The 21,108-nt window shown below is 31.3% G+C and carries 13 protein-coding genes, 2 tRNA genes and 1 rRNA gene; 8 read left to right on the forward strand and 8 right to left on the reverse strand.

Annotation, left to right across the window (positions count from 1 at the left end; translation table 11 throughout):
- Positions 1–2 precede the first annotated feature (2 nt).
- From CXF68_RS06570 to CXF68_RS06585, 4 genes are all read left to right on the forward strand, one after another.
- Positions 3–3,311 (forward strand): SusC/RagA family TonB-linked outer membrane protein, encoded by a 3,309-nt coding sequence (locus CXF68_RS06570; protein WP_101043534.1) that lies wholly within the window; start codon positions 3–5, stop codon positions 3,309–3,311.
- An 11-nt stretch (positions 3,312–3,322) separates the two neighbouring features.
- A complete protein-coding gene (locus CXF68_RS06575) occupies positions 3,323–4,642 on the forward strand; it encodes a RagB/SusD family nutrient uptake outer membrane protein (protein WP_101043535.1) in 1,320 nt (439 codons plus the stop codon).
- Positions 4,643–4,716: 74 nt separating this feature from the next.
- Positions 4,717–5,730: a hypothetical protein gene (locus CXF68_RS06580; protein ID WP_101043536.1), complete on the forward strand. Its 1,014-nt coding sequence runs from the start codon at positions 4,717–4,719 to the stop codon at positions 5,728–5,730.
- Positions 5,731–5,797: 67 nt separating this feature from the next.
- The gene (locus CXF68_RS06585; protein ID WP_101043537.1) at positions 5,798–6,424 is read left to right on the forward strand and encodes a hypothetical protein; all 627 of its coding nucleotides are present in this window, start codon (positions 5,798–5,800) and stop codon (positions 6,422–6,424) included.
- A gap of 245 nt (positions 6,425–6,669) precedes the next feature.
- On the opposite strand, the gene obgE is transcribed toward CXF68_RS06585, so the two are convergent.
- The 3 genes from obgE to secDF all read right to left on the reverse strand — a co-directional run bounded on the left by obgE (position 6,670) and on the right by secDF (position 11,978).
- A complete protein-coding gene (gene obgE, locus CXF68_RS06590; RefSeq protein ID WP_101043538.1) occupies positions 6,670–7,659 on the reverse strand; it encodes a GTPase ObgE in 990 nt (329 codons plus the stop codon).
- A gap of 125 nt (positions 7,660–7,784) precedes the next feature.
- Positions 7,785–8,903 (reverse strand): adenylate kinase, encoded by a 1,119-nt coding sequence (locus CXF68_RS06595; RefSeq protein WP_101043539.1) that lies wholly within the window; start codon positions 8,901–8,903, stop codon positions 7,785–7,787.
- Between the two features lie 87 nt (positions 8,904–8,990).
- Positions 8,991–11,978, reverse strand: a complete 2,988-nt coding sequence (secDF, locus tag CXF68_RS06600) for a protein translocase subunit SecDF (RefSeq protein WP_101043540.1) — start codon at positions 11,976–11,978, stop codon at positions 8,991–8,993.
- 206 nt (positions 11,979–12,184) lie between these two features.
- On the opposite strand from secDF, the gene CXF68_RS06605 reads away from it, so the two are divergent.
- Positions 12,185–13,861, forward strand: a complete 1,677-nt coding sequence (locus CXF68_RS06605) for a formate--tetrahydrofolate ligase (protein ID WP_101043541.1) — start codon at positions 12,185–12,187, stop codon at positions 13,859–13,861.
- 697 nt (positions 13,862–14,558) lie between these two features.
- On the opposite strand, the gene CXF68_RS06610 is transcribed toward CXF68_RS06605, so the two are convergent.
- From CXF68_RS06610 to thrS, 5 genes are all read right to left on the reverse strand, one after another.
- The gene (locus CXF68_RS06610; protein ID WP_232771620.1) at positions 14,559–15,143 is read right to left on the reverse strand and encodes a tRNA (guanine-N1)-methyltransferase; all 585 of its coding nucleotides are present in this window, start codon (positions 15,141–15,143) and stop codon (positions 14,559–14,561) included.
- 94 nt (positions 15,144–15,237) lie between these two features.
- A complete protein-coding gene (gene rplT / locus CXF68_RS06615; protein WP_101043543.1) occupies positions 15,238–15,582 on the reverse strand; it encodes a 50S ribosomal protein L20 in 345 nt (114 codons plus the stop codon).
- Between the two features lie 92 nt (positions 15,583–15,674).
- The gene (gene rpmI, locus CXF68_RS06620; RefSeq protein WP_101043544.1) at positions 15,675–15,872 is read right to left on the reverse strand and encodes a 50S ribosomal protein L35; all 198 of its coding nucleotides are present in this window, start codon (positions 15,870–15,872) and stop codon (positions 15,675–15,677) included.
- A gap of 42 nt (positions 15,873–15,914) precedes the next feature.
- Positions 15,915–16,433 carry a translation initiation factor IF-3 gene (infC, locus tag CXF68_RS06625; RefSeq protein ID WP_101043545.1) on the reverse strand — a complete coding sequence of 173 codons (519 nt, stop codon included), beginning with the start codon at positions 16,431–16,433 and terminating at the stop codon, positions 15,915–15,917.
- 73 nt (positions 16,434–16,506) lie between these two features.
- Positions 16,507–18,453 (reverse strand): threonine--tRNA ligase, encoded by a 1,947-nt coding sequence (gene thrS, locus CXF68_RS06630; RefSeq protein ID WP_101043546.1) that lies wholly within the window; start codon positions 18,451–18,453, stop codon positions 16,507–16,509.
- A gap of 823 nt (positions 18,454–19,276) precedes the next feature.
- On the opposite strand from thrS, the gene CXF68_RS06635 reads away from it, so the two are divergent.
- The 3 genes from CXF68_RS06635 to CXF68_RS06645 all read left to right on the forward strand — a co-directional run bounded on the left by CXF68_RS06635 (position 19,277) and on the right by CXF68_RS06645 (position 21,108).
- Positions 19,277–20,794, forward strand: a 16S ribosomal RNA gene (locus CXF68_RS06635).
- Positions 20,795–20,874: 80 nt separating this feature from the next.
- Positions 20,875–20,948, forward strand: a tRNA-Ile gene (locus CXF68_RS06640).
- A gap of 86 nt (positions 20,949–21,034) precedes the next feature.
- Positions 21,035–21,108, forward strand: a tRNA-Ala gene (locus tag CXF68_RS06645).

Genomic DNA, 21,108 nt, shown 5'->3' on the forward strand with positions numbered 1-21,108 from the left:
TTATGAGAAAAATAATAATTTACTTACTATTTCTTACATCATTTTCGGTTTTTGCACAAAAAACAAAAAAAGAAACAAAAATAATAAGTGGTACCATTATAGATGGACCTAGAAATGAACCTTTGCCAGGGGTAACCGTTTTTGCTTCAACAAGAATTATTGGAAATAAAACAGATATTGATAATGTAATTCAAGGATCAATGATTGGTTCTACTACTGATTTTGATGGTCATTTTACATTTAATGGACCAAAAGAAATCAAATACATTATAATTTCTTATTTGGGATTTGAAACACAAAAAATTAATGTAGAGAGTAAAAGTAGAAATCTTATTATAAAACTAGAAGAAAAAGAAGAAATCTTAGGCGAAATTATAGTTACAGGATATCAAAAAATAGAAAAAAGAAAAGTAACTTCTTCTTTTGCTAAGCTTAAAGCAGATGACGTTAAACGTTCAGGCGTTGCTAATATTGATCAAATGCTATCAGGTGAAATTTCAGGAGTATTTATTCAACCTACTAATGGAGGGCCAGGAGCTCCTGCTAAAATTCAAATTAGAGGTACATCTACTTTAAATGGTTCATCAGATCCATTATGGGTGTTAGACGGAATTCCTTTGCAAGGAAATGATATTCCAAAAGATTTTAACGATAAAGATAACATCGATAATTTACAATCATATGCTATAGCAGGTATTAACCCAGAAGATATTAAAGACATTACTATTTTAAAAGATGCTTCAGCGACATCTATTTATGGAGCAAGAGCAGCTAATGGGGTTATTGTTATTACAACAAAAAAAGGAAAAGAAGGTGCTATGAGAATTAATTTTAATTCTAACACATTTTTAACTTTAAAGCCAAATTTTAGTAAGTTAAATCTTATGAATTCTAGTGAGAAAGTAGATTTTGAATTAAAATTAGCCCGTAGATCAGATTTAAATTACCAAAAAGAAAGAGGTGGAGTTGCTCGTATATTACAATTACACAACGAGTATGATAATTTTCAAACAAATGGTTTTTCAAGCATAGCTCCTCAGGCACAAAAAGAAATTAATAATTTAAGAGATTTAAATGGTAATTGGGGAGATAAACTATATCAAGCAGCATTGAACCAACAATATGGATTAAATGTTTCTGGGGGGAGTGAAAAATCGAGATACTACTTCTCTTTAGGTTATTATGATGAAGAAGGAACCACTAAAGGAACAGGATTAAATAGATACAACATAACATTTAAAAATGATTATGATGTTAATGATAAATTAAATGTAGGTGTAAGTGTTTTTACAAGTAGAAATAAAAGTAAATCATACATTACCGGAGCTGATGCAAATACAAACCCAGCATATTATTCAAGAAGAGTAAACCCTTATTTTACACCATTAAATAGTGATGGTTCTTATAATTATGATTTAGATTTAGTTGAACGTAGTAGTCTAAATTTTAAATACAATCCATTAGAAGAAAGAATTAATACAAATCAAGAACTTACAACTTTTTCTGTAAAGCCTATTATAGATCTTACCTATAAATATAATAATCGTTTAACTCTCTATACTCAATTAGGGATGCAGTTTGATTTTGATAAAACAGAAAAATTTGCAGGTAAAGAAACTTATTATACTCGAAAATATAGATATAATTCAAGGTACTTAGATAAGGATGGGAATAGCGCTTATTTTTTACCAGAAGGAGGAATTATTCAAAATTGGAATAGTGATTCTTTTCAATATAATTGGAAAACTACTTTAAATTACAATAAAACTATAAACAGTATTCATGAAATTGATGCTATAATTGGTACCGAATTTAGGGAAGATAAAAGAACGGAAATTCATACTAAAGGTTTTGGGTTTAATCCTAATACTTTAAACACAATACAAATCACAAACGATAGAGTTTTGGGAAGTGCATTGTTTAATCCTTATAAAAAAAGTATAAATGAAAATGCTTATGCATCCTTTTTTGGTACAATGTCATACACGTACGACAGAAAATACACCATTTTTGGAAGCTTACGATATGATGGTTCTAATTTATTTGGTGTAAATCCTAAGTTTAGATATTTACCACTATGGTCGGTATCGGCTTCTTGGGACGTTACTAAAGAAAGCTTTTTTGATTTTGATGCTATTAATGAATTTAAAATTAGAGCATCTTATGGAGTACAAGGAAATATTGATAAATCTACCTCTCCATTTGTAACAGGTATATATAATGATGTTAACATATTACCCGACAATACAGAGGAAAGTATAGCTGTTATTTCAGCACCTAATAAAGACTTACGTTGGGAAAAAACGGTATCCTCGAATATTGGTTTTGATTTAGGATTATTTAATAACAAAATAAATATATCAGCAGATTATTATTATCGTAAAAGTACCGATTTAATAGGTTTACAATCAGTTCCTTTAGAAAGTGGATTTAACTTTATTAATACCAATTGGGCAACATTAAGTAATAGAGGAGTAGAACTGGCTATAAATACTAAAAATATTATAACTGATGATTTTAGTTGGACAAGTAGTTTTAATATCTCGCAGAATAAAAATAAAGTAGAAGAAATTCAAATTAAAGATAATGATTTTAAACCGTCATTAAAAGGGTATGGAGTTAATGCAATATTTGCTATTAAAACAGCTGGTTTAGATAGTAATGGCTTACCGTTATTTTGGAAAGATGGAAAAAAAATAACAGCGGTAGATTTTTACAATTTAACCGAAGGTGTTGATGGTAGTCAATTAACTAGAGAAGAGCATAGAAATTTATATAGTTATGTTGGAAATGGAGACCCAGAATTTACAGGGGGCTTTACTAATAGGTTTCAATACAAAGATTTTAATTTAACGATTGCTACAAATTTTAATTTAAATCAAACGATTAAGAGATCTCCAACATATCATCCAACCCAAATAAGTCCAACTTATAATTACAATAAAGAAGTTTTAAATGCAGGTACAGGTAATTACCCTTCTTTTATAGGGGCAACAACACCTGGTTTTGAAACAGATCTAGTATACAATTGGTATAACCAATACGATACAGGAAATACTTATAAAGATTTAGATATTTGGGTAGAGAAAATCTCATACATAAGAATAAATAATATTAAACTAGGATACAACGTACCTGCTAAATATTTAGAAAGAATAAACTTATCAAGGTTGAGCTTTAATCTATCAGGAAGAAACTTATTTGTATTCGGTACAGACTATGATGGTTATTTTGATCCAGAAACTTTAGGAAGCTCTTATGCACAGCCAATACCAAAAGTTATTTCTTTTGGTTTTAACCTTTCTTTTTAAAAATATAAAATATGAAAAAATATATACACATATTATTTATAACTGTAATGAGCATTGTTTCATGCGATGATTATTTAGATATAGAACCAGTAGGAAAAGTAATTCCTAAATCAGTAGAGGATTATAGAAGTTTTTTAACTACAGCTTATGCTACAGTAAAAGAAACTCATCATATTTTAACTACTTATAGAACAGATGAGTTAAAACTTAGTAAAAATTCTTTCGGTATAGAGCAGTATGAAGACATTTATCTTTGGAATGATACTAGCGCATCACCTTTGACCCTAAGTTTTTCATATGCAAATTTTTATAAAATAATTTTTCATGCGAATCATGTCATAGCGAATCAAAAAAATATTATTGGTGATGATTTGGCCGTAAATCAATTAGTTGGTGAAGCCTATGCGTTAAGGGCATTGCAATATTTTCAGCTCGTTAATTTATATGCAAAACCTTATAATAAATTGACTGCGGATACGGATAAAGGGGTTCCAATTGTTACTGAATATAATATAGAACAAACATATGATATCCAATCTTTGCAAGAAGTATATAACTTAATTGTAAAAGATATTGAAAAAGCAGAGAATCTTATCAATATAGATAAGCAACAGATAGGATTAAATTATAGATTTTCTATGATTGCTTTAAAAAGCTTAAAATCTAAAGTATACCTGTATTTAAAAGAATGGCAAGAAGTTATCGAAATTAGTAAACAAGCGTTAGCTATACAAGCTAATTTACAAGATTTAAATACTGTTAATACTCAAATGCCATCAGAATTTAATTCAATAGAATCAATTTTAGCCTTAGATATTGTTTCTTCTTTTGATATTTCAACACATGCTTCTATGTCTGATGAATTTCTAAATAAATATGATAGAATAAACGATTTAAGATTCAATTTATATTTTACTAAAGATGGTAGTGTTTATAAGGCTAATAAGAATGCAGATATTAAGTATAAATCAACTTTTAGAGTTGCAGAATTATTTTTAAACTTAACAGAGTCTTATATACAAACTGATCAAATAGATTTAGCAAAATTAGAATTAATATCATTTGTAAAAAAGAGATATACACCTGTAAAAATGGCATTATATATAACTCAAATAAATTCTTTAAATAAAGAAAATTTATACAAAGAGTTATTAGAAGAGAGAGCGAGAGAATTTGCTATTGAAGGTCAGCGTTGGAATGATTTAAAAAGAACTGAACAACCAGAAATAACAAGAGTTTATGAAGGTAAAACGTATACATTACAAAAAAATGATAGTAGATATGTAATATCATTTCCTAATGACGCAAAAATAAATAACCCAAATTTTTAAAAATATTAATCCGGTAAGTATCGAACGGAATAAAATAATCGATATCTAATTACTAATTTTTAAATATTTACATTATGAAAAAAGTTTTCCCTTTTTTATCTTTCATTCTAGCACTTGTAATAGTAAGTTGCTCAAGTGATAATAATGATATTATATCGATTTCATCACTAAATAGTATTACAAGCTTTAAAATTAATTTTGATGGAGTAAGTGATGAAGATGTTACATATGATTTAGGAAATGATATTACAGTAAGTGTCCCTTATAAAACTAATATTACAGGAATAGTACCAACTATTACAGTATCAGATAAAGCGGTTGTTACACCAACATCTGGTGAATCTGTTAATTTTATGGATGGTGTAATTATGCCTTTTACTGTTACAGCTGAAAACGGTGATAAAAAAGTGTATAACGTTACTATTAATATTCGTGGAGAAGTTGGTAGTGGATCTAAAATTAAAGTTTATCATTTTAAAGATGATTTTAGTGAAAACATAACAACATTTAGTTATGATGATACATCTAACTTTGTTAAAGCATATTCGATTGAAGAGGGAGGTAATACTACTGAGTATACTTATGTTTATAACGATAAGAACCAAGTATTAGAAAAGAAATCTGACACACGTAGTATTGTATATATATATAACGATGAAGGTTTAATTATTAGTGCTGGGCAAAAAGACGAAGGCAACGATACTTTTAGCTATACTTATACTTATGATGTTAATAACAGATTAGAAAAATTAGAAAGAGTAAATAAAGAAAACGATAAAGTAACCAACACTAGTTATATTTATGATGATTTGGGTAACGTAAAATCAGTAACCATTGGTGCTCAAACTTTAGAAAACACTTATGATGATAAAAACAATCCATTTAAAGGAATCTATCCTGCGTCTTATGCAAAAATTAATATAGGAGTTGGCTTAGGTGAAGTAAATATTAACAACCCATCTCAAGGTAGTTTTTCGAGTGATACCCCAATTACTTTTACATATAATACAGATAACTATCCTTTAACAGCTTCTTATGTCGTATTTGGTTTCATTAATACAAATGTAGCTTATACTTATTACGAATAATTCGAATCCCCATAATTGTAACACTCTTAAATATAGTTTTTAAGGGTGTTTTTTTTACCATATAGATATGAAAATACTACTATTAATATTGTTTTTAACAATATTAAGCTGCGAGTCAACTTCAATAAAACAAGAAGAAATTTCAGTTGTTTTAACAGAAGAACAAAAATTAAAAGAATTATTTATTACAACAATAAAACCCTTGTTTAAAACGTATAAAGATGTTGTCATTCCAAACGAATTTCGAATAGATGAGGATGATAATTCAATTAATGCAGGAGCAGCAGATAACTATTTAGAAGTTAGTAAAGGTTTAGTGAGTTCTAAAAAAGAATATGTAAAAATTTTTGTGCTAGCTCATGAGATAAGCCATATAGTAACTCTTAATCAAGCAGACACTTTTATGTTATCAGGATCAATCCCTTCAGGTATTGTAACGAATGATTATAAAAAAACAGAGTATTTAGCTGATTTAATAGCAATTCATCTAATAAACATTCATGAAAAAAAATTAAGTGAAATATTACAATCAAATTTTGAAACATTAAAAGATTTATTAGGTAATAAAACGTTTACGCATCCAGGAGGTAATGAAAGAGTTAATTTAATGAAAAAGTATTTAACTAAAGAAAAAAATGATAACCCCTCAAATGCATTTAAAGAAATGTTTAAAGAAATATGGAGTATGAATTAAAAGGATTCTTTAAATAATCTCCATAATTATTGTAAGAAGCTATTAATTTTAGATAAACAACAGAAGAAAAAGTTTTTTGTGTAATTAGCTATAACTTGTTTAATTTCTTCATGTAGTTAATCATTTAATATAAAGTTAATTGAGTTTTATAAGTGGAGATTATTGTTTTAAATAAGAATATAAAGCCATCAAAAAAAGCAACCTTATTTAAGGTTGCTTTTTATAAAGTTATTTTACAGAAAATATTAATTCAAAATATCCCATAACTTATCTTTTAATTCCTGTAGGCCTAGTTGAGCTACAGAAGAGATAAATAAGGCATCAATACCTTCAGGTAAATCTTGTTTAATTTCCTCTTTTAGTTCGTCGTCTAACATATCTGACTTAGAAATTGCTAACAAACGATCTTTATCTAATAATTCAGGATTGTGTTTACGTAATTCGTTTAATAGAATTTCGTATTCCTTTTTAATATCGTCACTATCCGCAGGAATTAAAAATAATAAGACTGAGTTACGTTCAATATGGCGTAAAAAATGATGTCCTAATCCTTTTCCTTCAGCAGCTCCTTCAATAATACCAGGAATATCTGCCATCACAAAACTCTTATGATTACGATGTTCTACAATACCTAAGTTAGGTTTTAAAGTTGTAAAAGCATAATCAGCAATTTTTGGTTTTGCAGCTGTTAATACAGAAAGTAAAGTAGATTTACCTGCATTAGGGAAACCAACTAAACCAACATCTGCTAACAATTTAAGTTCTATACGAAACCATCCATCTATTCCATCAATACCTGGCTGGGCATAACGTGGTGCTTGATTTGTTGATGATTTAAAATGCCAGTTACCAAGACCTCCTTTACCACCTTGTAGTAAAATAATATCTTGATCGTGGTGTGAAACTTCATATAAAATTTCATCAGTATCTGCATCACGAATAATAGTACCTAATGGTACTGGTACAATAATATCTTTTGCATCGTGTCCAGTACTACGACTTGCACTACCATCACCACCAGGCTCAGCTCTAAAATGACGTTTAAATTTTAAATGGAAAAGTGTCCACATGCTTTTATCACCACGTAAAACTATATTACCTCCACGACCACCGTCACCTCCATCAGGACCACCTTTTGTAATAAATTTTTCACGATGTAAGTGTACAGATCCTCTACCTCCTTTACCAGAAGATGCGTAGATTTTTATATAGTCAACAAAATTTCCTTCAGTCATTTTTTCTAAGTTGTTTTCTGTTTTTATTTAAACAGAACTAAGTTAATTGACGCCATTACGAGAAATACTAATTTCGAAGTAATCCGATTAAAGATTCCTTTATTTCATTCGGAATGACGTTCGTCTTATAATGTATCAAATACGTCAGATAAACGTTGTGTAATCTCTTCTATAGAACCAACACCATTTACTCCGTAATAATTATCCTGATCTTGATAAAAATCTTTTAAAATTGCCGTTTTAGTATTGTATTCGTTAAAACGGTTTCTAATTTTACTTTCGTCAGTGTCGTCAATTCTCCCACTTGTTTTACCTCTCTCTAATAAACGTTCAACTAATAGGTCTTCAGATACTTCTAAAGCTACCATTCCGTTAATACGTTCGTTCTTTTCACCTAAAAAAGCATCTAAAGCTTCTGCTTGTGATTGTGTTCTTGGAAAACCATCAAAAATAAATCCATTAGCTTCTGTATTTTTTTCTACTTCAGCTTTAAGCATGCTAATAGTAACTTCATCAGGAACTAAATTACCATGATCCATATATGTTTTAGCAAGTAAACCTAATTCTGTTTCATTTTTAATATTAAAACGGAAAACATCTCCAGTAGAAATGTGTACTAAGTTATATTTTTCTTTTAATAAATCTGCTTGCGTTCCTTTTCCGGCACCAGGAGGGCCGAATAATACAATGTTTGTCATTTTGGGTTGTGTTGTTAATTGGTAAATAGCAGGTAAATTTCTACCATAATTTTTATAATCTAAGCCATAACCAACAATAAATTTATCTTCAATACTCTTTCCGATGTAGTTTATTGGCAGCTCCTTACGATAAACGTCAGGCTTAAAAAATAATGATGCTATTTTTAGTTCTTTAATATTCTTAGCTTTAAAAAGCTCGTATATTTCATGTAAAGTTGTACCTGTATCAATAATATCTTCTAAAATGATAACGGTACGATTTGTTAAATCTTCATTAATCCCGATTAATTTTTTTACGTTTTCTGTAGATTTAGTACCTTCATAAGAAGCTAATTTTACAAAGCTAATTTCACAATCACCTTTATATTCACGTAAAAAATCTGCGGTAAAAACAAAACAACCATTTAAAATTCCGATAAATAAAGGGATTTCATCTTTAGGCAAATCAGCTTTTACTTGACGTGCTATTCTTTTAACAATAGTTGAGATTTCATCACTAGAAATGAATTCTTTAAAATATAAATCGTGGAGTTTTGTGATTTTCATAATAGTGCAAAGATAGTCGCTTGATAGTAAATGAAAAAACCGTTTTGAATATTATTCAAAACGGTTTTTCTTATATATAAAAGAATATTATTCTTTGTCTTCTTTTTTAGAAACATCAAACATAACTGGTGTTGCAACGAATAATGATGAATACGTACCAACAACTACACCTACGATTAATGCAAACATAAATCCTTTAATACTATCTCCTCCAAAGAAAAAGATGGCTAACATTACTAATAATGTTGTTAAAGAAGTATTTATTGTTCTACCTAAAGTACTACTTAAAGCTTTATCTACTAAACCAGCAGTTAAAGAATTACTATTATCGGCATACTCTCTAATTCTATCAAAAATTACTACGGTATCATTTAATGAATATCCAACTACTGTTAAAATTGCAGCGATAAATGATTGACCAATTTCCATATCAAAAGGCATAAACTTGTAAAAGATAGAGAATACTCCTAGTACGACTAATACATCATGAAATACTGCTGCTACCGCACCAATTGAATAAGACATTTTTCTAAAACGTAATAAGATATATAAAAACACTACGATTAATGAACCGATTACCGCCCATAAAGCAGATTTTTTAATGTCATCAGCAATAGTAGGCTCTACTTTCATGTAGCTCATAATTCCGCTACCCGCTTTTTCGAAACCTGGCTTAAAGTCTTCATAAGAAGTAGTTCCTAAGTATGACTTTAATCCTTTGTATAAAGAATTTTGAACTAATTCATCAACTTCTCTACCTTCTTCATCAATTTTAAAAGCAGTTGTTATTTTTAATTGATTGTCAGAACCATATGTTTTAACTTCAGGAGCAGATTGGAAAGCACCTTTTAAAGAAGAAGCAACTTCAGTAGCATTCATATCTTGATCAAAACGAACAACGTAAGAACGTCCTCCTTTAAAATCAACACCTTGCTTTAATCCTAAAGTAAATATTGATATTAAACCAGCTAAAATAAAGAATCCAGAAATGATGTAAGCTAACTTACGTTTCTTTAAAAATTCAATACTAATACTGTTAAACCAGTTTTTAGAAATATTGGTATTGAATGTTAAGTTTGTTCCTTTATTAACAGCTCCGTCTATAAATAAACGAGTAATAAAAATGGCTGTAAATAAAGATGTAGCAATACCTAACATTAAAGTATAAGCAAAACCTTTAATTGGTCCTGTACCAAAAACAAATAAGATAAGACCAGTTAAAAAAGTTGTAATGTTTGCATCAATAATGGCAGATAAAGCTCCTTTAAAACTAAAACCTTCATCAACAGCTGTTTCTAAACTCTTACCACCTCTTAAAGCTTCTTTAATTCTTTCGAAAATAATAACGTTTGCATCTACTGACATACCTATTGTTAAGATAATACCAGCAATACCAGGTAAAGTTAATACCGCATTAAAAGATACTAACCACCCGAAAATAAATAAGATATTTACTAATAAAGCAATGTTTGAAAATAAACCAGCTTTACCATAGTATAAAATCATCCAACCTAATATTAACAAGATAGCTAATCCAAAAGACCAAATACTTGCATCAATAGATTCCTGACCTAAAGATGGTCCAACAACCTCCATTTGAATAATTCTTGCAGGGGCAGGTAATTTACCAGCCTTTAATACTGTAGAAATATCTTGAGCTTCTTCAACAGTCATTGTTCCTCCAGAAATCTGAGTACTACCTCCTGCAATAACACCATTTACAACAGGCGCAGTATATACATAATTATCTAAAACAACAGCTACGAATTTACCAACGTTTTCACCAGTCATTTTTGCCCATTTCTTAGTACCTGTACCGTTCATTAACATAGAAACAACAGGTTTACTCATTTGGTCAAAATCTTGATTAGCATCTGCGATTACGTCACCGTCAATAGCAGGCTTGTTGTTTCTGTTTGATTTTATTGCATATAAACCAATAATTTCAGAAGTAACACCTTCAGCATTTGTATTTGCTTGTGCTTTATAATCCCATAAGAACTTAACATATTTTAAATTGCTTGGTAGTAAAGCCCTTACGCTTTTTTCAGCTAATAAACTATTTACTTTAGCTGTATCTTGTACTCTAGCTTGTGCAACTAAAGAACTCATTTGTTGTTGGTTTTGAGCTACATTAGGAAATAAGTAAGTAAATAAGTTCTTTTTATTTTCAACTTTAGTTGAATCTGCTGATTCCCCTAATAAATCATCAATATCGTCAGTTTTGGTAGAATCTTTAACTTGTTCAACAGAAGAATCATCTTTTAATAATTCAGCAACCTTAGAATTTGCTGCAAAGAAAAAGTTTTGAATTTCTGCGTTTGTATATACTTCCCAAAACTGTAATTCAGCAGTACTGGTAATTAATTTAGTAACACGCTCTATATCTTTTGCACCTGCTAATTCAATTTGAATCCTACCAGAAGTACCAATACGTTGAATACTTGGCTGTGTAACTCCAAATTTATCAATACGACTACGTAATACTTCAAAAGAAGTATTAATAGAAGTATTAATTTCTTGTTGAAGAACTTCTTTTACTTCTGTATTTGTTTTATTAAAGTCAATTTTTTCACGTAAAGACTTTGTTCCAAAAATAGCAGGGTCACTCAATTTAACACTTCCGTTACTTAAAGTTTCGAATTCATTAAAAAATAAATCAAGATAATTTTCTTGACTTTCTTTTTGAGCTTCACTGGCTTTTTCCAAAGCACTTCTAAAAACAGTGTTGTTTGACTTGTTTGCTAAAGCAATTAAAATATCTTTCACAGATACCTGTAAAATTGCGTTTATACCACCTTTTAAGTCTAAACCAAGGTTCATTTCACGTTCTCTAACTTCGTTGAAAGTATAGTTAGTAACTCCTAAATCTACAACTTGTTTATTTGAAACACTATCTAGATACTTTCTTTCGAACTTAGCTAACTCTCTACCGTTGTTACCTTTAACGTTTTCCTTTGCATATACTTTAGCGTTATCTTCTACTTTGTTAGCAAAAAATGTAAACGACAATTGGTACAAGCTTACTAATCCGAAAAGGACAGCAAATAATTTAATAAGACCTTTGTTTTGCATCTATAATAGTTTAATTCGAGTTCTTTTTTTTAAACGTGCAAATATAGTATTTCAAAAAAGATTTGCCAATTCTTTTGCCATATTTATGTAAATAGCATGTTTTTAATTAAATAAAGCTAATAAATGTCATTATGTTCAGAAATTATATTAGGTATATTTACCTGAAATTTTAATATAAATAAATAACTTAAATTATTCAATGACTTATGGCGCATTTAACTGATATTGAAATAGCTCAATCAAAAGATTTACAACATATTAAGTATATCGCTGAAAAACTTAATGTAAAGGAAGATGATTTAGAAATGTATGGGAAATATAAAGCTAAATTACCTTTAGATTTAATCGATGAAGAAAAAGTAAAAAAAAATAATTTAGTTTTAGTTACAGCCTTAACCCCAACTCCTGCTGGTGAAGGGAAAACAACAGTATCTATAGGATTAACAGAAGGGTTGAATAAAATAGACAAACAAGCTACAGTTGTGTTACGTGAACCTTCATTGGGGCCAGTTTTTGGAATTAAAGGTGGTGCTGCTGGAGGTGGTTACTCTCAAGTAGTTCCTATGGAAGATATTAATCTTCATTTTACAGGTGATTTTAACGCAATTGAAAAAGCTAATAATTTGTTATCAGCATTAATTGATAATAATTTACAAAGCAAAATTAATAATTTAAACATTGATCCTAGAACTATTTTATGGAAACGTGTAATTGATATGAATGATCGTGCTTTACGCCAAATTACTATTGGTTTAGGAGGAACAGGAAACGGAATTCCTCGTGAAGATGGTTTTAATATCACACCAGCATCAGAAGTAATGGCAATACTTTGTATGGCGGTAAGCTTTAATGATTTAAAAAAGAGATTAGGTAATATATTTATAGGTTTTACATTTGATAAAAAGCCAATTTTTGCAAGTGATTTAAAAGCACAAGACGCAATGTCAATTTTGTTAAAAGATGCAATTAAACCCAATTTAGTTCAAACCTTAGAAGAAAATCCAGCAATTATTCATGGTGGTCCTTTTGCAAACATTGCACAAGGAACAAATACTATTCTTGCAACTAAAATGGGATTGTCATTATCTAACTATGTAGTAACAGAAGCAGGATTTGGTGCAGATTTAGGTGCGGAGAAGTTTTTAAATATTAAATCGCAATTTGCAGGTTTAAATCCGAAATGTGTTGTGCTAGTTGCTACTGTAAGAGCATTACGTCATCATGGAGGAGCTAAGAAAGAAGAATATAATACACCAAGCTTAGAAAGAGTTCAAAATGGATTTAAAAACCTTGAAAAACATATTGAAAATATTCGGAAGTTTAATATAGAGCCAGTAGTTGCAATCAATTCATTTATTTCTGATTCAGAAAAAGAAGTAAATTTTGTAATTGAAGCATGCAGCAAATTAGGAGTTGAAGCTGTTGTTTCAGAAGGATGGGCAAAAGGAGGAGAGGGAACCAAAAAATTAGCGGAAGCCGTTGTTGATGTTGTTGAAAATAAAGCAACACAATTTAAGCCTTTATATGATTGGAAAAGCCCTATAAAAGATAAGATAGAAATAATTGCAAAAGAAATATATGGAGCAACAGCTGTGACATATGATAAAAAGGCAGAATTAAACTTACGTAGAATAGATAGGTTAGGTTTTAATGATTTTGCTGTATGTATGGCAAAAACACAAAAATCATTTTCAGATAATGATAAATTAATTGGAAGACCAGAAGGTTTTACCGTAAATGTTCGTGAAATTGAAATCGCTGCTGGAGCACAATTTGTAATTCCTGTTTTAGGAAAAATGATGCGTATGCCTGGGTTACCAGCTATACCTGCTTCAGAAAACATGAGTATTGATAATAATGGAGTAATTTCCGGATTGTCATAAAGAATAATAGAAGGTTGTAAATTGAAAATATCGAATGTGTAACATTCGGGATTTTTTGTAATCTTGTATTCAGTTTTTGTACTTGGAAACCGATTCATCAATATTTATTGATTCAAAGATTGAATTACTAATCGTGTAATTAATTTGAGTATTAGGGTTTACAGGATAATAAAAACTAATTTATCTACAGATACGTTTTCTTTTTTATCAATTAGATTTATTACTGGTTATTTGATTTTCAAAAATTATTGAAATGACATCGTTGTACTCATCTGGTAAAGAGATTTTAGAAAAACGATTCTTTATGTTTCTAATCCTATTATGTTGAATAGACAAATAAACGATCTAATCTTTTAAAGATAATTGTCTCTAACCTCTGAACATATATTGAAAACTTAAAGAAGACATAAATTAGTACCTAACCAATATTAATCTGATAAGTAATGCGTTATTTTTATTAAGTCATTTTTCTTTTTCAGTAAATTCAATGGAGGAGGAGTAATATATTAATTGAGCTATTTTTTTTAGCTCAATAGCTTAAGTATTCTTGTTAAATATAAAGGTGTTCCTTTTTATTTATACTCCCTTAACATTATACTTAATTTAAAATAATGAACTTAATGGATTAACTAATCTATTTCCAAAAAAAAAAGCAACCTCTTTTTAGGTTGCTTTTATATCGTTTATCTAGGTGAAGTTAATTAACCCCACGTTGTTTATTAACTACGTCTTGTAGTTGACGTCTTAATTTTTGTTCTTTATCAATAGAATTTCTTTTATACTGTTCAAGTTCAAGCTCAACGTCAGTTAATAAATTTTTAATTTCTTTAGTAACTGAATTACTGTTATTAAAACGGTAGATAAAAAAAGCTAAACCAATTAAAAGTATCCCGATAATACTCCATAAAATAGTGTTATACGTTCCTTTATTTAAAGGAATTCCTATAAAAGAAAAAGCATCCTCTTTATCAATAGATACAGATAAATTACTGTTTAATGTATCTATTTTGGTTTGTAAAGAAGTAATGGACTTTTGTTGTTGGTTTATTTTTAGTTGTTTTGAAACAGCATCCTCTTTAATGATTTTAATGCTGTCTAATATGTTTTTTTGAAGGCTCAAAAAAGCGTTCTTTTTTACAACTTTATAAATTTGATAATTATTTGAATTTTTATAAAGTTTTTTAAACTGGTTTTTAACAGTGTTTGGTTCGTTGGTTATTACCGTTTGAGCAATAACGCTCTGAGTAAGAATGAAAAATAAAAGTATTCTTAAGGTTTTCATAGATGATAATTTCATTTCAATAATTAATCTAATTGGTTTAAAAAAACCCAAACGTTTAAGTTTGGGTTTTTAGTATAAGCAAGTATATGAAACTTTATTTTACTTTTTCTACAACAGCCTTAAAAGCTTCTGGGTTGTTCATAGCTAAATCGGCTAAAACCTTACGGTTTAATTCGATACTGTTAGCTTTTACTTTACCCATAAACTGAGAGTAAGACATTCCATACTGACGGGCTCCAGCGTTAATACGTTGAATCCATAATGAACGGAAGTTTCTCTTATTGTTTTTACGGTCACGATAAGCATATGTCATCGCTTTTTCTACCGCATTTTTTGCTACTGTGTAAACGTTTTTACGTCTTCCAAAGTAACCTTTTGCTGCCTTCAAGATTTTTTTTCTTCTTTTTCTTGAGGCTACTGAATTTACTGATCTTGGCATAATTCAAATGGTTTTTTGTAGTAGGCGATCGAAATTCGATACTTAATTAAGCCTAACTCCATGGTTAATAATTAAATTCCCTGTGCTAACAATTAGTTTAAAACTAATTGTCGCTTAATGTTCGATACATCAGATTTGTGTACTAATGTAGCGTGTCTTAAAGCAAGCTTACGTTTTTTAGACTTCTTTGTTAAGATGTGACTCTTAAACGCGTGCTTTCTTTTGATCTTACCAGAACCAGTTACTTTGAAACGTTTCTTGGCACTAGATTTTGTTTTAATTTTAGGCATCTCTGTTTTTTAGTTTATCTTGCTTATATATTGTAAATGATTCTATTTCGCTTTTTTAGGAGCAATAAACATAATCATACGTTTTCCTTCTAGTTTAGGCATTTGTTCTACCTTACCGTGTTCTTCTAATTCCTGTGCTAATTTTAATAATAAAATTTGCCCTTGTTCTTTAAATACAATCGAACGCCCTTTAAAGAATACAAAAGCTTTTAATTTAGCTCCATCTTGTAAAAACTTAATAGCATGTTTTTTCTTAAATTCATAATCATGCTCGTCAGTCTGAGGTCCAAAACGAATCTCTTTTACGATAACTTTTGTTGCTTTCGATTTTAAAGCCTTATCACGTTTCTTTTGTTCGTATAAAAACTTTTTGTAATCAATAATTTTACAAACAGGAGGAACAGCTTTAGGTGAGATTTCAACTAAATCTAGCTCTTGTTCAATTGCCATTTCTTTGGCTTTTTCTAAAGGATAAACACCTACTTCGATGTTTTCGCCTACAAGACGAACTTCATCAACATATCTAATTTTATCATTAATTCTATGTTGATCTTCTTTAATTACCCTTAGCGGTCTACGTCCGCCCCTTCTTCTAATTGCTATGACTCATGATTTTAAATTATTATTCTTTTTTTTAGTTTCCAAAAGGAACCAATGTTTTGTTAACCTCGTTTTGTATTAAAGAAATAAATTCTTCTATAGTGAATGTTCCAATATCTCCTTCACCGTGTTTTCTTACAGATACCGTGCCGTCTTGTTCTTCCTTTTCGCCTATAATAACCATAAATGGTATTTTGCTCACTTCAGCATCGCGAATCTTTCTTCCTGTCTTCTCACTTCGACTATCTACGAGGGCGCGAATTTCGGAATTTTCTAACAAAGTTAAAACTTTTTTAGTATATATTTGATATTTATCACTGATAGGCAATAAGATAACTTGATCTGGAGTTAACCAAAGAGGGAAATTTCCGCCTGTATGCTCTAATAACACAGCGATAAAACGTTCCATAGAGCCAAATGGAGCTCTATGAATCATAACCGGTTGGTGTAACTGATTATCGGCTCCTTTATAGGTTAATTCGAATCTTTTAGGTAAATTATAGTCTACTTGTATCGTTCCCAACTGCCAACTTCTGCCTAAAGCGTCCTTTACCATAAAGTCTAATTTAGGTCCATAAAAAGCAGCTTCACCTTCTTCTACAACAAAATCTAAACCTTTATCAGTAGCAGCATTAATAATAGCTTGCTCTGCAAGTTCCCATGTATTAACATCACCGATGTATTTATCTGGATTTTCCATATCTCTAATAGAAACCTGAGCTGTAAAGTCTTCAAAACCTAAAGATCTAAACACGTATAATACTAAATCAATTACATCTTTAAATTCTTGATCCAGTTGTTCTGGCGTACAAAAAATATGAGCATCATCTTGTGTAAATCCTCTTACACGAGTTAATCCGTGTAGTTCTCCACTTTGCTCATATCGATATACAGTTCCAAATTCTGCAAAACGTTTTGGTAAATCTTTATACGAATGTGGTTTAAAGTTATAAACTTCACAGTGATGAGGGCAGTTCATAGGTTTCAATAAAAACTCTTCATCCATTTTAGGAGTTTTTATTGGTTGAAAACTATCAGCTCCATATTTTTCATAATGTCCAGAAGTAACGTATAGTTCCTTTTGCCCAATATGTGGAGTCATTACCATTTCATACCCAGCTTTCTTCTGAGCCTTCTTTAAGAAATCTTCTAAACGACCTCTAAGTGCAGCTCCTTTAGGTAGCCATAAAGGTAAACCAGCTCCAACTTTTTGAGAAAATGTAAATAACTCTAATTCTTTACCTAGTTTTCTGTGATCACGTTTCTTAGCTTCTTCTAATAACTCCAAATACTCAGTAAGCATCTTTTGTTTAGGGAAACTAACTCCGTATATACGTGTTAATTGCTTATTCTTTTCATCACCTCTCCAATAAGCACCAGCAACGCTCATCACTTTAATAGCTTTTAGAATTCCAGTATTAGGAACATGTCCACCTCTACATAAATCAGTAAAGTCACTATGGTCACAAAAAGTAATATCTCCATCAGTTAAATTTTCAATCAATTCAACTTTGTATTGATTTCCTTCTTCTTTATAATAAGCTAAAGCATCTGCTTTAGAAATTGAACGTAATTTAAACTCATGCTTCCCTCTAGCGAATTCCAAAAATTTCTTTTCAATCGCAGAGAAATCCTTATCAGAAATAGTTCCATCTCCTAAGTCAATGTCATAATAAAAACCATTATCAATAGCAGGTCCAATTGTCAATTTAGCATTTGGATGAAAAGTTAAAATAGCTTGTGCTAATACGTGAGCAGAAGAATGCCAAAATGCTTTCTTTCCGTCATTGTCATTAAATGTATATAGTATTAAAGAGCCATCTGTAGTAAGTGGGGTAGAGGTTTCAATGGTTATCCCATTAAAGTTAGCAGAAATAACATTTCTAGCAAATCCCTCGCTTATGCTTTTAGCAACATCCATAGGTGTGCTGTTTATTTCAAACTCTTTGACGCTACCGTCTGGTAATGTAATTTTGATCATTATATATATGTGTTATATTTAATTCTCTTACAAGTGAGAATTTTAAGAGGCAAAGATATTGTAAAACCTGTTTTTGTACAATATAATAGGTACAATGTTTTTATGGCGAGTCAATTTTTTCAAAATTGTCAGGCTTTCACTACTCGCTTTTTTACTTTTCAAGATAAAAAGAGCTCAAACAAACCGTTCAATCCTTCTCGCGAGGTGTTTTTCGTAATGTGAATTAAGTATACTTATATACAATTTTGTAGTTAAGAGATTGATAAATAGGCTAAGAGTAAGAAACAATAAAAAAAGGCAAAATAAAGTATTGTCATGTTAGAAAAGGAATCTATATTTGCACCCGCTAAGGGTAAAACGCAAGTTTGAGATTGGTAAAAGTTCATTAAAATAGTTGTTATTATATCTTCAATAAAAGGTTAAAAATAAGTTAAATATAATTTGTTTAAATCGAAAGAAAGAAAGTATATTTGCAGTCCGTTTTAAAGACGATAGTTCATTAAAATACAGCAAAAACAAATTAAAAAAAACTTCAAAAATAGTTTTGTCAGTTTTAAAATAGTTTGTAGATTTGCAACCGCTTTAAGAAAGCGAAAAAATCAAGAAAATTTGGAAATGATTTATTAATAAAAATCAGTTAGTTCGATTCTAACGTTTCTACAAAAGTCTGAGAGGGCAATCAAGTTGAAAACACTTGAAGTGTCAACTCGACACGTTCATTGAAAATATTGAAATTGACAGCGTAAACAAAGAGTAGAATAACCATAACTTTTAATTAAGTTAAATTCTTTTGAAACTTATTCATTAATATTATTTAAAATATACAATGAAGAGTTTGATCCTGGCTCAGGATGAACGCTAGCGGCAGGCTTAACACATGCAAGTCGAGGGGTAACATTGTGCTTGCACAGATGACGACCGGCGAACGGGTGCGTAACGCGTATAGAATCTGCCTTGTACAGGAGGATAGCCTTTAGAAATGAAGATTAACACTCCATAATGTTAATGAGTGGCATCACTTATTAATTAAACATTTATGGGTACAAGATGACTATGCGTCCTATTAGCTAGATGGTAAGGTAACGGCTTACCATGGCAACGATAGGTAGGGGGTCTGAGAGGATTATCCCCCACACTGGTACTGAGACACGGACCAGACTCCTACGGGAGGCAGCAGTGAGGAATATTGGTCAATGGAGGCAACTCTGAACCAGCTATGCCGCGTGCAGGAAGACTGCCCTATGGGTTGTAAACTGCTTTTATACAGGAAGAAACCGATCTACGTGTAGATCCTTGACGGTACTGTAAGAATAAGGACCGGCTAACTCCGTGCCAGCAGCCGCGGTAATACGGAGGGTCCAAGCGTTATCCGGAATCATTGGGTTTAAAGGGTCCGCAGGCGGTCAATTAAGTCAGAGGTGAAAGCCCATCGCTCAACGATGGAACTGCCTTTGATACTGGTTGACTTGAGTTATACGGAAGTAGATAGAATAAGTAGTGTAGCGGTGAAATGCATAGATATTACTTAGAATACCGATTGCGAAGGCAGTCTACTACGTATATACTGACGCTCATGGACGAAAGCGTGGGGAGCGAACAGGATTAGATACCCTGGTAGTCCACGCCGTAAACGATGGATACTAGTTGTTGGGTTTCGACTCAGTGACTAAGCGAAAGTGATAAGTATCCCACCTGGGGAGTACGGTCGCAAGACTGAAACTCAAAGGAATTGACGGGGGCCCGCACAAGCGGTGGAGCATGTGGTTTAATTCGATGATACGCGAGGAACCTTACCAGGGCTTAAATGTGGTCTGACAGCTTTAGAGATAGAGTTTTCTTCGGACAGATCACAAGGTGCTGCATGGTTGTCGTCAGCTCGTGCCGTGAGGTGTCAGGTTAAGTCCTATAACGAGCGCAACCCCTATTGTTAGTTGCTAACAGGTAATGCTGAGGACTCTAGCGAGACTGCCGGTGCAAACCGTGAGGAAGGTGGGGATGACGTCAAATCATCACGGCCCTTACGTCCTGGGCTACACACGTGCTACAATGGTATGGACAATGAGCAGCCACTGGGCGACCAGGAGCGAATCTATAAACCATATCACAGTTCGGATCGGAGTCTGCAACTCGACTCCGTGAAGCTGGAATCGCTAGTAATCGGATATCAGCCATGATCCGGTGAATACGTTCCCGGGCCTTGTACACACCGCCCGTCAAGCCATGGAAGCTGGGAGTGCCTGAAGTTCGTTACCGCAAGGAGCGACCTAGGGTAAAACTGGTAACTAGGGCTAAGTCGTAACAAGGTAGCCGTACCGGAAGGTGCGGCTGGAACACCTCCTTTCTAGAGAAAGATGGTGAGTTACAAAAGGAAATTTTACTCTTTGCTGTTAATTTTAAAAAACACTAATAACAAGCTATTATAGTCTCATAGCTCAGCTGGTTAGAGCGCTACACTGATAATGTAGAGGTCGGCAGTTCGAGTCTGCCTGAGACTACAAAAAGGCAAGTTATTAGAAAGGAAATTCTAGAAATTAGAGGATTCGACATTCAAATCTCTGAATAGTATTCTAGGATTTATAATGGGGGATTAGCTCAGTTGGCTAGAGCGCTTGCCTTGCACGCAAGAGGTCATCGGTTCGACTCCGATATTCTCCA

Origin of the sequence: Tenacibaculum sp. Bg11-29, from assembly GCF_002836595.1 — a bacterium.
Lineage (GTDB): Bacteria > Bacteroidota > Bacteroidia > Flavobacteriales > Flavobacteriaceae > Polaribacter.

What these genes read in the sequence shown, in the direction of transcription:
- obgE (WP_101043538.1), bottom strand. Translation starts at nt 7,659, where the DNA reads ATGACTGAAGGAAATTTTGTTGACTATATAAAAATCTACGCATCTTCT.
- CXF68_RS06605 (WP_101043541.1), top strand. Translation starts at nt 12,185, where the DNA reads ATGGCGCATTTAACTGATATTGAAATAGCTCAATCAAAAGATTTACAA.
- rplT (WP_101043543.1), bottom strand. Translation starts at nt 15,582, where the DNA reads ATGCCAAGATCAGTAAATTCAGTAGCCTCAAGAAAAAGAAGAAAAAAA.
- rpmI (WP_101043544.1), bottom strand. Translation starts at nt 15,872, where the DNA reads ATGCCTAAAATTAAAACAAAATCTAGTGCCAAGAAACGTTTCAAAGTA.
- thrS (WP_101043546.1), bottom strand. Translation starts at nt 18,453, where the DNA reads ATGATCAAAATTACATTACCAGACGGTAGCGTCAAAGAGTTTGAAATA.
- CXF68_RS06580 (WP_101043536.1), top strand. Translation starts at nt 4,717, where the DNA reads ATGAAAAAAGTTTTCCCTTTTTTATCTTTCATTCTAGCACTTGTAATA.
- CXF68_RS06575 (WP_101043535.1), top strand. Translation starts at nt 3,323, where the DNA reads ATGAAAAAATATATACACATATTATTTATAACTGTAATGAGCATTGTT.
- CXF68_RS06610 (WP_232771620.1), bottom strand. Translation starts at nt 15,143, where the DNA reads ATGAAAACCTTAAGAATACTTTTATTTTTCATTCTTACTCAGAGCGTT.
- CXF68_RS06585 (WP_101043537.1), top strand. Translation starts at nt 5,798, where the DNA reads ATGAAAATACTACTATTAATATTGTTTTTAACAATATTAAGCTGCGAG.
- CXF68_RS06595 (WP_101043539.1), bottom strand. Translation starts at nt 8,903, where the DNA reads ATGAAAATCACAAAACTCCACGATTTATATTTTAAAGAATTCATTTCT.
- secDF (WP_101043540.1), bottom strand. Translation starts at nt 11,978, where the DNA reads ATGCAAAACAAAGGTCTTATTAAATTATTTGCTGTCCTTTTCGGATTA.
- CXF68_RS06570 (WP_101043534.1), top strand. Translation starts at nt 3, where the DNA reads ATGAGAAAAATAATAATTTACTTACTATTTCTTACATCATTTTCGGTT.